Origin of the sequence: Burkholderia sp. Bp9015, from assembly GCF_003853505.1 — a bacterium.
Lineage (GTDB): Bacteria > Pseudomonadota > Gammaproteobacteria > Burkholderiales > Burkholderiaceae > Burkholderia.
Window position 1 is genome coordinate 230,530 of the sequence record NZ_QTPZ01000004.1, and the last position, 13,040, is coordinate 243,569.

The window sequence follows — 13,040 nt, forward strand, 5'->3', positions numbered from 1 at the left end:
CGTCACGAGCCCGATGCCGGTACGGCCTCGAGCACGCGCGCGAGAAATGCCTCGTGATTCCATGCGGATTCCGGCCGCGACAGCCCGAGCCGCACGACCACCAGCTCGCGGCTCGGCACCACGCTCACGAACTGGCCTTCATGGCCGACCGCATGAAACGCGTCGACGGGCAGCGGGCTCGCGTGCGCATCGCGATCGTTGAACGGCTCCGGCACCTTCACCCACAGATGCGCGCCGAATTCCTGGCGCGTCGACAGCGGCGTCGCGCGCGTCAGGTAGCGCACCCAGCCTTGCGGCAGCAGCCGCTGCCCGTCCCACACCCCGTCCTGCCGCAGAAGCTCCCCGAAGCGCGCCCAGTCGCGCGCGCTTGCATACATGAACGACGCGCTGCCGAGCGTGCCGGCCGCATCGGGCTCGAACACCGCGCTGCGCATGCCGAGCGGCGCGAACAGCGCGCAGCGCGGAAACGCGAGGTAGTCGCCTTCGGTGCCGCCCATCGCCTCGCGCATCACGCGCGCGACGATCGCGCTCGTGCCGCTCGAGTAGTACCACTGCGTGCCGGGCTGCGCGGCGAGCGGCATGGCCGACGCGAAACGCGCGGTGTCCGGCTGCGTGAACAGCATCACGGCGACGTCGGACAGCGGGTCGTCGTAGTCCTCGTTGAATTGCAGGCCGCTCGTCATCCGCAGCAGCTCGTCGAGCGTGATCGCCGCGCGCGGATCGCCGCTGTCGCGCCATTCGGGCAGCAGCGCCGACGCGTCCGGCGACAGCTTGTGCTGCGCGACGAGCATGCCGGCCAGCGCGGCCGTCACGGTCTTCGTCATCGACCAGCCGGGCAGCGGCGTGTCGGCCGCGAAGCCGGGCGCATAGCGTTCGGCGATCACCTGGCCGCGCCACATCACGACGACCGCGCGGGTGCGCCGCGGCCGCGCCGGATCGGGTTCGTCGAACGCGCGGTCGAGCGCGGCCTGCAGCTTGCGTGCGTCGATGCCGGCGGGCGGTGCGGCCGGCGCCGCTTCGTGCGCGGGCGGCGGATCGGGGACGGGCGGCAGCGCGGCCGGCAGCCCGCCGGGCGACGGTCCGAGCGCGAGCGTGCAGCCGAGCCCGGGCCGGAAGTCCGCCTCGCGTTGCGCGAATCCGGCGAAGGTCGCGACGGCGCGATGATGCTCGGGATCGATCGACGGACGCACCAGCTTCAGCAGCGGATGCACGCCGGCCATGATGTCGACGTCGATCACCGACGCGGCCGGACGGCCCGACACGAACACGCCCGAACACAGCGCCTTCGCGGCATAGCCCGTCGCGATGGGCGCGAGCCGCGACAGCATGTAGCCGGTGTAGCCGGCCGCGGCGACGAGCGCGACGGCGGCACCGCGCAGGATCAGCGATTTGAAGGGGATCGTCATGCGCGAGCGTCCTCGGTGGCGTGCCGGCCGGCAACGATGGCAACGATCCGGCAGTGTCGCAGGTTCGCGCGAGCGGTGGCAATCGTGGGGGCGGGTGACGCCGGGCGGCGTCGGTCAGGCGGCATGGTGCCCGGCGTCTGCGAATCGCATGTGTCGATCGCGCAGGTTCGAACGGGCCGCACGCGGCCCGTTCGCGTGATGCGTCATTGTGCGTTGCCGTTGTCCGAACGCAGTGTCCAGACCGTCGCGGTATTCGTGTTGTCGTCGACGGCCGCGAATTCCGGCTGGCCTTTGCTGCCGCGCCCGAACGCGAGCCCGAATGCCGCGCCCGGCACGGTATCGACCTGCATCTGCGCGACGAAGCGCCCGTCCACCGTGAATTCGACGATCTCGCTCGGTTGCAGCGGGTCGGGGTTGACCGCGTCGCCGTTCGCGGTCACGAGATGGCCGTTCGGCGCGAGCGCCAGCGCGAGCGGGCCGTGCAGGTGCGCCGCATCGAAGTAGATCATCCGTCCGACGCCGCCGTTGCGATGCGTCGTCGCGGCATTCTGGATCGCGAACACCGCGTTGTCGCCGGTCGAGGCGACATACAGGACGTCGATGTCGGGATCGTACGCGAGGCCGGTCGGGCCGACGACGAGCGCAGCGGGATCGGTCCGGTTCACGTAGCCCGATGCGATGATTTGCGAGCCCGGCAGCATCCTGACGCCGTCGCTGCCGATCATCAGCTCGATCCGTGCGACCGTCCCGTTCAGCACGTTCGACACGAACGCGGTCACGCGCTGGCCGCGGTCGATCACGGTCATGTCCCACGGTCCGTCGAGCAGTGTGGTGCTCGACAGTTGCGTGACGAGATTGCCTTGCGGACCGATGACGAGCAGCGAGCCCGGGGGGACCACGGTCTTGCCGTCCGGTGCCGGCACGTTGCCGACCAGCACGAAGCCGCTGCGCAGCACCGCGAGCGCGGTCGTCAGGCCGACATTGCTGCCCTGGAAGAACGTTGCCGGCGTCTTGCCGGGCGACAGCTTGACGACCGTCGTGCCGGTGCCTTGCGTGTTCGATGCCGCGTTGAAGTTGGATACGACGACGTCGCCCGGTTTCAGCGTGCTCCAGCTCGGCACGCCGCGCGGCACGAACGCGATGCCGTACGGATTGACGTCGCCGTTGGCGGGCACGGTCGACGCCGTGACCGACGAGACCGGCAGGATCGAATTGCCGCCGCCGGCCCACGCGAAAGCCGACGACAACGCGATCAGTCCCGCGCCGCAAGCCGCGCGGCATAGCGTGCGCGCCATCGTGCGACAGGCGTGGGCGAGGATCGGCGGGTGATCGGCAAACGCGGCGTCAAACACGGGCGGGGCGGGCGAACGACAGGATGGGAGAGGGTCCATGGCATGACTCCGGTTGATGATCGCGAGCAGTCATCCCGGCTGCCGGCCTGCGCAGCGCGCGGATGTCCGGCGCGGATCCGCAGTCTTGCCGTGCGAGTCCGCACTCGAAATAAACGGATCGCGACGGCCGGATATTCCATCCGGCGACGGGCATTGCACGCGAGTCGGCGCGCATTGTTCGCCGCCATGGCGACACGGCCTGACAAGTTGAAATCCGGACCGCCGTCGGCCGATAATCGTCCGGCATCGTTCCCAGTCAAACCGCAATCGCAAACATCGGAAAACGCCCATGTCCTACGACAACAACAACCCGTTCGCCCGGATCCTGCGCGGCGAACTGCCGTGCGTGAAGGTCGCCGAAGACGACGCAACGCTCGCGATCATGGATCTCATGCCGCAGGCCGACGGTCACGTGCTCGTGATCCCGAAGGAGCCGGCCGCGCAGATCTTCGAGCTGTCCGGCGACGCGGCCGCGGCCGGCATCCGCATGACGCAGCGCGTCGCGGCGGCCGTGCGCGCGGCGCTCGGGCCGGACGGCGTGTTCATCGGCCAGTTCAACGGCGCGGCGGCGGGCCAGACGGTCCCGCACGTGCATTTCCACGTGATTCCGCGCTGGGAAGGCGTCGAGCTGCGGATGCACGCGCGCGACATCGCCGATTCGGCGACGCTCGAATCGGTCGCCGAGCGGATCCGCGCGCGTTTCGTGTAACGCGCAGACGGCGCGTGGTTCGGGCGGCGCCAGCCGGCGCGTGCCGCGACGCCGGGCGCGCCTGTTTCAGCGGTCACACCACGTAACACGTGTAACCGCTCGCGAAACGTGTCCCGGTGGCCCCGGCGCTAGACTCCGCGCATTGCCGCATCGAGCGACGGGAAGGGCCGGTTGTCTCTTCCGTGCCGGCCGTCGCAGGCTGCGACGGCGTGGTTTTCGCGAGATGCAACGTGCCCTCTTCGCCGGGAATCGAGTCATGTACAAAATCCTCATCACCTTTGCGCTGATCGGCGGCCTGTCCGGCTGCTATGTCGCGCCGCCTTACGGCTACTACGCACCCGCGCCGGCCTACTACGGCTATGCGCCCGCCTATTACGCACCGCCCGTCAGCGTCGGCATCGGCGGCAACTTCCGCATTCGCTGACCGGGCGGCGGGCGCGGGCGCCGCCCGCACGTCGAGCGGCCCCGTCGTTCGACGCTTGGCCGCCGCTTCCCGCACGGACGACTCGCGCGCCGCATGACGGCGCGCGTGCGCATGGCCCGCCCGGGTTCCTATACTTCACAGGAAAGCCCACTCCGGCGAGGCAGCCATGGCCGTTACGCGCAAGGTCGCAATCGTGGCGAGCGTCTCCACGCTCGTCTATCTCGGGCTCGCCGTGCTCGGCATCGGCGGGTTCGCCGCCTTCTTCTCGCATCCGCAACTGACCGTCATTGCCGTCGCGACGCTCGCGCTGGCCGTCGCCGCGTTGTTCACCGAAGGCAACCTGAGCGCCGGCGAACGCGAGAACCGCGACAACCGCTGGGTGCTCGCGGCGTTCGCGGCCAGCGGGTTCCTGCTCGCTTACCTGCCCGCGCTGACCGACCGGCTCGACGTATGGACCTTCGGCGGCGACACGGTGCGCTGGATCGGCGTCGTGCTGTACGTCGCGGGCGGCGTGCTGCGCATCTGGCCCGTGTTCGTGCTCGGCAAGCGCTTCAGCGGGCTCGTCGCGATCCAGCCGGGCCACACGCTGGTGACGGACGGTATCTATCGGAGAATTCGCAACCCGAGCTATCTCGGCCTGCTCGTCAATGCGGCCGGCTGGGCGTGCGCGTTCCGCTCGGGCATCGGGCTGCTGCTCGTCGCGTTGACGATGATCCCGCTGGTCGCCCGCATCCGTTCCGAGGAAGCGTTGCTGCGCGCGCAATTCGGTGCCGAATACGACGCGTACTGCGCGCACACGTGGCGGCTGCTGCCGGGCGTGTACTGACCCTCGTTCGTCCTGGATGGCCCGGTCGATCCCGGCCGCCTCGTGGCGCACCCGCGATGTGTTGCCACGTGTGTCCGAACCCGCGCGACGGGCGCTTCCGGCACCGCCTTCGAGTGCGGCCGGCCCACGGCCGGAGCCCGTGCCGGCGGGCTTTGCAGGCGGTTTTCGGCAACCTTTTCCGGTCCTGTTGCGGTAAACAACTTGTTACCAGAATGTCGACGGCAAGGGGACACGACCGGTGCTATTCTTCGCCGCAAGCTCATTGAAATGAATTGGTCCGGGATTCGGCACAATGCCGGCATCGACGTCGATCGATTCAGATCGTCGTAACGAGCAGACCTTTAATAACCAGATTGCGAACAAGGAAGAATACGGGAATGTGGAAGAAAATCGCCCCCACTCTCGTCGTCGCCGTGCTGACCGGCGCGACCGCACTGCCGGCAATGGCCGGTGACATGAACAACGCGCTTGGCGGCGCGCTCGGCGGGGTTGCCGGCGCAGCGGTCGGCGGCGCGGTCGGCGGCAGCACGGGCTCCGTGATCGGCGGCGCGATCGGCGGCGGCGCGGGTGGTGCCGTGACGTCGAACCGTCGCGAACGCACCGGCGCGATCATCGGCGGCGCACTCGGCGGCGGCGCGGGTACCGCGGCCGGCAACGCGATGGGCGGCCGCACGGGCGGCCTGCTGGGCGCAGCCGTCGGCGGCGGCGCCGGCGCGGCGCTCGGCGGCAACCTGTCGCGCAACTCGTACGACCGCGGCGACTATGGCGATCGCGGCCATCGTCACCGCAAGCATCGCCATCACCGCGACTGGGACTGATCCCCGCGGGCGCGGCACGGTGCGCGCTTTGCGCACCGGCGCGCCCGACGCGTCGGCACCCGATCCGACGGCCGGCCCGGCAGCTTCAGCCGGGCGGCCGTCGCCGGCAAGACCGGCGGCTTCTCCCCTTCGGCAGTTCATGCCCAGCCTCGTTCGACGGCTTGGCGCCTTCTCTCCCGCCTGACTTTTCCCGCTTGTAGACGGCATTCTCCCGTTGCATCGACATGCAGCCGGGCAGGTTCGGCCGACCCCGTTTCGATATTGCTGATCGACGCGTTGGCGTCCGGTCATCAGGATTTCCCTCATGCGCCGACGCATCCGCGGCACGCGTTCGCCGGCCGTCGCGCACCGCGGCGGGTAGTGGGAAATCGAATGGATGGCATCGCAACATTTAATTGGTCGATCAGGATCGACTTCGCTATCGTCAACGCTGCCCGCGTACGGACTCGAACCGTGCCGTCCCCCGTGCCCCGCCGCATCACCCCGAGTGTCCGCGGCCCGGCCGCCGGACCCGCAAGCATGGGGCGCCCCGCCCGCTGAACCGGGCGGACCCGTCGCGAAGCCTGGCCGACCGAACGAAGGCGCCCGCGCTTTCAAGCCACCCCGGCAACGATGTCCCGCCGCCGCATGCGTGCCCCACGCGCGTGCCGCGCCTGCCGTTGCGACCCGGGGCCGGACCAACCCATTGCCTGGATGCTTTATGTCTAAGACAACGTATTACGCGCCGCATGGCGGCCACCCGCCGCAGACCGATCTGCTGACCGATCGCGCGATGTTCACCGAGGCGTACGCGGTCATTCCGAAGGGAGTGATGCGCGACATCGTCACGAGCTGGCTGCCGTTCTGGACCAGCACGCGCCTGTGGGTGATCGCGCGTCCGCTGTCGGGTTTCGCCGAAACCTTCTCGCAGTACATCGTCGAAGTGAACCCGGGCGGCGGCAGCGACAAGCCCGAGCAGGACAAGAACGCCGAAGCCGTGCTGTTCGTCGTCGAGGGCGAGGCCGAGCTGACGCTGCAGGGCAAGCAGCACACGCTGAAGCCGGGCGGCTACGCGTTCATTCCGCCGGGCGCCGACTGGACGCTGCACAACGTCAGCGATGCCGCCGTGCGTTTCCACTGGATCCGCAAGCACTACCAGGTCGTCGACGGCATTCCGCTGCCGGAAGCGTTCGTGACCAACGAGCAGGACGTCGAGCCGATCCCGATGCCGGGCACCAACGGCGCGTGGGTGACGACGCGCTTCGTCGACATGAGCGACATGCGTCACGACATGCACGTGAACATCGTGACCTTCGAGCCGGGCGGCGTGATTCCGTTCGCCGAGACGCACGTGATGGAGCACGGCCTGTACGTGCTCGAAGGCAAGGCCGTCTATCGCCTGAACCAGGACTGGGTCGAGGTGGAAGCGGGCGACTTCATGTGGCTGCGCGCGTTCTGTCCGCAGGCTTGCTATTCGGGTGGCCCCGGCCGCTTCCGTTACCTGCTGTATAAAGACGTGAACCGTCACATGAACCTGACGCTGAATCCGGCGCGTTAACGCGCCACCGCGCAAGTCGGATACGAAAGCCCGCCGGTGCAAGCCGGCGGGCTTTTTTCATTGTGACCTGTGACCCGTCCGGAAACAGATTGACACGTTTTGCGGGCGCGAAGAAGCGCCGGATAGAACAAGGAATCGAGCGGAAGCAGAACCGGTCGCTAAACCGAAATCAGGCCCGCTACCGCGTGGCCTCTATTACATTGTCGACACACAGACTGGCGGGCGCTTGGGACGGCTCCATGATTTTGCGCGCACGGCGCAACGGTTCCGATTCCGGGCACCGCCATCAAGGCATATGGAATCGTCGAGGTCAGGTAATGAAAGCGGTCCGCTACAGCATCAATGTTCTTGCAACGGGAGCTCTCGGCGTGCTGCTCGCGCGCTGGTTCGTCCGACTTCCAATCGAGACGTCGATTCCGTCAACCATCGAATCGGTGATGGCGCTTTTCGGCGTCGACACGATCGCACATGCCGATGATGTTGAAGGAGTCGGGCTCCTTCTCGTTCTCGGTGTTTGCCTTGGTATCGCGGGTCTGATCGTATGGGGCGTGAATCGGTTGATTCAGCGGTCGACGCTCCACGGTTGACCGACCACCTTCGCACGAAGCACCCCGCATGCGATCCGGATCGCGGATACGACTCTCGGCGCCGGGAAATCGGACACCTTCCCCGACGATGCCGACTGTAAAGTCGGTCATACGACCGTGATGGCGAGTTCCTCCGCATACGCATTCAACCGGTCACCTACCCGCACCTTCAGCGTATCGATGAACCGTTTGATCTTCGCGTCGACGAACTGGCGGGACGAATACACCGCGTACACGTTGCGCTGAGCGGTGTGGAATTCAGGCAGGACGCGAACGAGCGACCCTTTACGCAAATCGTCGATTGCCGAGAAAGCGGCGATCAGCCCGATTCCCGCGCCCTCCTGCAGCACCGTGGACATCGCGTCCATGTCGTTGACACTGAAGTGCGATCCCGTTGGACGATACACCGCCTCGCCGGCCCTGCCTTGCAGATGCCACTCGTCCGGTGCGTAATCGACCGTGCTCAGGAGCACACATGTGTGATCGACAAGATCTTCCACACACTCGGGAGCCGGATGCCGTGCCAGATAATCGGGCGACGCCGCCAGAATGCAATGGCTGGCGCCGATCTTCTGGCTCACATACGCCGAGTCCGGCAGTGTGCGCGCAATCACGATCGCAACGTCGAGCTGCTCTTCGAGCAGATTCGGCATCCGCTGCGACAGCATAAGATCGACCGATACTTCCGGGTATGCGCTTCGATAGGCAAGCACGGCTTGCGAAACAAGCTGACGGCCTAATCCCGGAACCGTGTGCACGCGTAATACACCACGCGGCTCCAGCAGCGCATCGCGGGCTTCTGCTTCTGCCCGCTCGATGTCCGACAGGATCGCAACGCTGCGCTCGTAGAAACGTCGCCCCGCATCGGTGACTACGAGCCGTCGCGTCGAGCGCTGCAGCAACCGCGTGTTGAGATTGTCCTCAAGTACCGAGACCGCTCGGGAAATGTTGCCGACAGTCGTATCGAGGTGGTTTGCAACAGCCGTGAAACTGCCCATCTCGACCACTTTCGCAAACACCGACATGGTGTGAACCTTGTCCATTACGCATCCCTGGCTTTGAATTTTTCGTCGAATCGCTGCGTTTCGGCCCGCGCGAGCCTGTGATCATAGGGCCCGCGCCTGTTTCGTGCAGTCAGCGTGCGACCGCGTGTCGTTTTTGTGCATCCTTTCAATATGCCTTCATGTTCATCGGGGATTTTCTCTCCGGAGACAAGATTCATTCTTTCCGGCCCCCCTAAGTTGCCGTCCGCTTCACGTCTAGACTTGGTCCCGAAGTCAGGCAGTCGGAACACGGACGTTTCATACCCGAGCCCAGCCCGACACGGCGAATCATCCCGGCACGGCGTGGCGGCACGGTCCCCCAATCCGGCTCGCGGCGAACACATATTGAATCGCAATCCTAACCATAAAGGTTAATACCATGGACATCACTTACGACGCACTTCATCTTTTCATCAACGGCGAATGGATCGGCGCGAGCGAACGCGAAACGGCGCCGGTGATCAACCCCGCCACGCAAATCGAGATCGGCCGCGTCCCGCTGGCGACGGCAGCCGACCTGGATCGCGCCCTGCAGGTCACTGCACAGGCGTTCGACGTCTGGCGCAACACCGTGCCAGCCGAACGCGCGCGCATTCTGAAGCGCGGGGCGGAACTGATGCGCGAGCGCGCCGAGCACATCGCCACCGTCATGACGCTCGAGGAAGGCAAACCGCTGGCGGAAAGCCGTGACGAAGTCCTGCGTGCCGCGGACTACTTCGAATGGTTCGCCGAAGAGGCGCGCCGCATCGACGGCCGTGTGGTGCCGTCCAATCGCCCGGGTGTGCAACAGCTCGTGAAGAAACAGGCGATCGGGCCCGTCGCCGCATTCACGCCGTGGAATTTTCCCGCGATCACCCCGGCGCGCAAGCTCTCCGCCGCACTCGCCGCCGGATGCAGTGTCATCATCAAACCCGGCGAGGAAAGCCCCGCAACGGCGCTCGCGCTGGCACGCGCACTGGACGACGCCGGTTTGCCGAAGGGCGTGCTTCAGGTCGTATTCGGCGTGCCCGACCAGGTGTCGAAGCAGCTGATCGCTTCCCCGGTCATCCGGAAGGTGACGTTCACGGGCTCGGTGCCGATCGGCCGTCTGCTGTCGGCGCGCGCAGCCGAAGGCGTCAAACCCATCACGCTGGAGCTGGGCGGCCACGGGCCCGTCCTCGTATTCAACGATGCGGATGTCGAAAAGGCCGCGGTCGAAGGCGCGGCGAATCGCTTTCGCGGTACGGGCCAGATCTGCATCTCATCGACGCGCTTCCTGATCCAACGCGACGTCTACGACGAGTTTGTCGGGCACTTCGTGCGCGCAGCCAACGCGCTCAAGGTCGGCAACGGCTTGGATGCGGGCACGCAGGTCGGGCCGCTGGCAAATCCGCGCCAGCTTGCCAAGATGGAGGAACTCATCGCCGATGCGGTGGAGCGTGGCGCAAGGGTCCTCGCCGGCGGAAAGCGCATCGCGGGAGAAGGGTATTTCTTCGAGCCCACGGTCCTCGCCGACGTACCGAAGGACGCGCGTGTGATGCACGAAGAACCGTTCGGCCCGATCGCGGTGCTGATGCGCTTCGATGCCCTTGCCGACGGGCTCGCCGAAGCGAACCGGTTGCCATACGGGCTCTCCGCCTACGCATTCACGCGCAGTGCGCGCACGGCCATTGATGTAGCAGACGGTCTCGAAGCCGGCATGATCGGCATCAACCAGTACCGCATCGTTTCGACCGAACTGCCGTTTGGCGGCATGAAGGAAAGCGGCCACGGCTCGGAAGGCGGCGCCGAGGGCATCGAGTACTACCTCACGCGCAAGTTCATCAGCCAGGCCTGAAGGGGGATCGCCATGTCTCATACGCATTTCGACAGTCCGCGCGAGGCCGCGCGTGCCTTCACGCCGAAGCTCTCGGCATTCGTCGACGACACGCTCTATCCGCGGATCTGGAGCGATCCGGCGCTCTCGCCGCGGGACCGCAGCCTCGTGACCGTCGCCGCGCTGATCGCGGGGGGCCATCTCGACGAGTTGCCGGCGCACCTGCGCCGCGCGTTGGCAAACGGCGTAACCCGCGAAGAACTCGCCGCGACGATCACTCACCTCGCGTTCTATGCGGGGTTTCCTGCGGCAATCTCGGCATCGGCCGCGGCGCAGGCAACGCTCGGCGCGCAACCCCGGTCCGACGATTTCGCCGGCCATTCATCCACGACGCAGGACGGTTTGAAATGAAAGCCATCACATTCAACGAATTCGGCGAGGCCGAGGTTCTCCAGCTCGCCGACGTTCAGGCTCCCGAGGTTCGCCCCGACGATCTGCTGGTACGCGTCCATGCCGCAGGCGTGAATCGCGCGGATCTTACGCATCGGCGAGGAGGATACGGCCGTCCGAACTTCGGCGACTCGACGATCATGGGGCTCGAAATCGCCGGCGAGGTGATCGAGACGGGACCTTCCGTGCAGGGTTACAAGGTCGGTGATCGTGTAATGGGCGTCGTGGGCGGCGGGGCCTATGCAGAACTGGCGCGCATTGACTGGAGAATGGCGATGCCCATTCCGGCAACGATCGACTACGTGCACGCGGCTGCGATACCGGAAGTCTTCGTCACGGCGCACGAAGCGTTGTTGCATCTTGGCCGCTTGCAGCGTGGCGAATCGGTGCTTATTCACGCAGCGGCGGGCGGGGTGGGTTCCGCGGCGGTCCAACTGGCCTACGCAACCGGCGCGACGATATTCGCGACCGCCGAAGCCTCGAAGCTGGAACGGATCGTTCAACTGGGTGTGGACCATGCGATCGACTACAAGACGCAGGACTTTTCGGAAGTCGTCGCAAGCAGGACAGACAAACGCGGCGTCGACGTGGTTATCGACTTCGTGGGCGCGCCGTATTTTTCCCGGAATGTCGCGTCATTGGCAAACGGCGGCCGGCTGGTGCAGGTCGGCATACTCGGCGGCGGCGGTGACGTGAGCGTGAGTCTCGAACAGATCCTGTACCGTCATCTGCAAATCATCGGCACGGTGATGAAGTCGCGCGACCAGCGCGAGAAGCACGCGATGGTTCGGCGGTTTCGCGAACATTGGCTGGACCGCTTTGCGGGAGGAGCGGGCCTGGAGCCGGTCGTCGACAGCGTGTTTCCTCTCGCCAATGCCGCGGCTGCCCATCGACGGATGGAGTCGGCCCTGAACGTGGGAAAGATCATTCTGACGATGACCGAAAACATCTGAAGTGACGCTTGTTCACGTCGCATGCCTGTGCACGAAGCGGTTTGGCGGTTAAGCGGAGCGAAGCGGTCACTCGGCCAACTTGCGTGAGCGACCGCTTCTGGCCGGATACGGTGGTCTTCGCCGCTTTCCCTCGGAAATCCGCTACGGACCGAGCGCGATTGCCGCGAGTTGCGCAACCTGCAGCCGCGTATCGGGCGGCAGGCCGTCTTCCATCAACCACAGGGCCGACAGCCCCGACCACGCGAGAATCCATTGCAGCAACCACCGCCGGTCGAGCTGTGCGGCATCCGCAACGAGCACGACGCGACGCTCGAAGCGCGCGGGAGCCACAGCGATGTCGTGCGCGGGATTGCAGAACAGGTTCGCGTAGTCGAACGTGCGGTCGCCACGAAGCCCCTTCGGGTCGATCGCCAGCCAGCCGCGATCGCCGAAATACAGCAGGTTGCCGTGATGGATGTCGCCGTGCAGCACGACGTCATCGACGGGCGGCACGGCCAGCAGCCGGTGCGCCGTCTCGGCAGAACGCCGCAGCACGTCGTCGTCCGTGTCGTGCGACAGCAGCGCGTGGAACCAGTCGGGCAGCGGCACGGCCGCGGGCGGTGCCGGTGCGCGATTCGCATGCAGCCGCGCGACCACGCGACATGCGATCCGGATCGCGTCGTCATCGTGTCCCGCGGCGGACAAGCCGGCGAGCGTCGGCGCCGGCTGCGCGCGTTCGAGCAGTACCGCGTCGCTGTCGTGCAACCACACGCGCGCGGCGCCATCCCCGTTCCACCAGGTCATCAGCGCATTGCCGCGACGCTCTTCGTCGCAGGTCGCGACTTTCAGCATTGCCGGCCGTGTGCGCCAGACGACCGGCAACAGGCCGCCGCTCGCGGTCAGGATCGGGCCGCCGTCGGGAACGAGGCCCCACAGGTCGAGGTATCGATCGAACATCCGACGATGGTACAAGCGAACCGGCTCGCGCGCCCGGTGCGCTCGGCCGTGACGACATGCCATAGGCCTGCGTGCACCGCGCGAGCGGCCCCCGCCGGGCTTTCCTAAATAAAATTTAGCCAGCCAAACTTTGGCTGAAGAATGTTCCGGTTTCGCGCCATCCCT

At 66.5% G+C, this 13,040-nt stretch carries 13 protein-coding genes; 9 read left to right on the top strand and 4 right to left on the bottom strand.

Annotated elements, in window-relative coordinates; translation table 11 throughout:
- Positions 1-2 precede the first annotated feature (2 nt).
- The gene (locus DIE12_RS07105) at positions 3-1,406 is read right to left on the bottom strand and encodes a serine hydrolase (protein WP_124486107.1); all 1,404 of its coding nucleotides are present in this window, start codon (positions 1,404-1,406) and stop codon (positions 3-5) included.
- A 203-nt stretch (positions 1,407-1,609) separates the two neighbouring features.
- Positions 1,610-2,797 (bottom strand): hypothetical protein, encoded by a 1,188-nt coding sequence (locus DIE12_RS07110; protein WP_185500309.1) that lies wholly within the window; start codon positions 2,795-2,797, stop codon positions 1,610-1,612.
- Between the two features lie 289 nt (positions 2,798-3,086).
- Between DIE12_RS07110 and DIE12_RS07115 the strand changes: the two genes are divergently transcribed.
- From DIE12_RS07115 to DIE12_RS07135, 6 genes are all read left to right on the top strand, one after another.
- The gene (locus DIE12_RS07115) at positions 3,087-3,506 is read left to right on the top strand and encodes an HIT family protein (RefSeq protein ID WP_044848523.1); all 420 of its coding nucleotides are present in this window, start codon (positions 3,087-3,089) and stop codon (positions 3,504-3,506) included.
- A 256-nt stretch (positions 3,507-3,762) separates the two neighbouring features.
- A complete protein-coding gene (locus DIE12_RS38010; protein WP_185500310.1) occupies positions 3,763-3,930 on the top strand; it encodes a hypothetical protein in 168 nt (55 codons plus the stop codon).
- A gap of 166 nt (positions 3,931-4,096) precedes the next feature.
- The gene (locus tag DIE12_RS07120) at positions 4,097-4,756 is read left to right on the top strand and encodes an isoprenylcysteine carboxylmethyltransferase family protein (RefSeq protein ID WP_124486108.1); all 660 of its coding nucleotides are present in this window, start codon (positions 4,097-4,099) and stop codon (positions 4,754-4,756) included.
- Positions 4,757-5,133: 377 nt separating this feature from the next.
- Positions 5,134-5,574, top strand: a complete 441-nt coding sequence (locus DIE12_RS07125) for a hypothetical protein (RefSeq protein ID WP_124486109.1) — start codon at positions 5,134-5,136, stop codon at positions 5,572-5,574.
- Between the two features lie 700 nt (positions 5,575-6,274).
- Positions 6,275-7,111, top strand: a complete 837-nt coding sequence (locus DIE12_RS07130) for a bifunctional allantoicase/(S)-ureidoglycine aminohydrolase (protein WP_124486110.1) — start codon at positions 6,275-6,277, stop codon at positions 7,109-7,111.
- Between the two features lie 89 nt (positions 7,112-7,200).
- Positions 7,201-7,698, top strand: coding sequence for a hypothetical protein (locus tag DIE12_RS07135; protein ID WP_124486111.1), 498 nt, complete (start codon positions 7,201-7,203; stop codon positions 7,696-7,698).
- A 107-nt stretch (positions 7,699-7,805) separates the two neighbouring features.
- Here the strand turns inward: DIE12_RS07135 and DIE12_RS07140 are convergent, their stop codons facing one another.
- Entirely contained in the window at positions 7,806-8,741 is a 936-nt protein-coding gene (locus DIE12_RS07140; RefSeq protein ID WP_124486112.1) for a LysR family transcriptional regulator, read from the bottom strand.
- 379 nt (positions 8,742-9,120) lie between these two features.
- On the opposite strand from DIE12_RS07140, the gene DIE12_RS07145 reads away from it, so the two are divergent.
- The 3 genes from DIE12_RS07145 to DIE12_RS07155 are packed head-to-tail and all read left to right on the top strand — an operon-like array spanning position 9,121 to position 11,939.
- Complete coding sequence (locus tag DIE12_RS07145) at positions 9,121-10,557, top strand: NAD-dependent succinate-semialdehyde dehydrogenase (RefSeq protein ID WP_124486113.1); 1,437 nt, start codon at positions 9,121-9,123, stop codon at positions 10,555-10,557.
- Positions 10,558-10,569: 12 nt separating this feature from the next.
- Positions 10,570-10,947: a carboxymuconolactone decarboxylase family protein gene (locus DIE12_RS07150; RefSeq protein WP_124486114.1), complete on the top strand. Its 378-nt coding sequence runs from the start codon at positions 10,570-10,572 to the stop codon at positions 10,945-10,947.
- Positions 10,944-11,939: an NAD(P)H-quinone oxidoreductase gene (locus DIE12_RS07155; RefSeq protein ID WP_124486115.1), complete on the top strand. Its 996-nt coding sequence runs from the start codon at positions 10,944-10,946 to the stop codon at positions 11,937-11,939. The genes DIE12_RS07150 and DIE12_RS07155 overlap by 4 nt, the downstream gene beginning before the upstream one ends.
- A gap of 141 nt (positions 11,940-12,080) precedes the next feature.
- Here the strand turns inward: DIE12_RS07155 and DIE12_RS07160 are convergent, their stop codons facing one another.
- Positions 12,081-12,875: an aminoglycoside phosphotransferase family protein gene (locus tag DIE12_RS07160; RefSeq protein WP_124486116.1), complete on the bottom strand. Its 795-nt coding sequence runs from the start codon at positions 12,873-12,875 to the stop codon at positions 12,081-12,083.
- Positions 12,876-13,040: the final 165 nt, after the last annotated feature.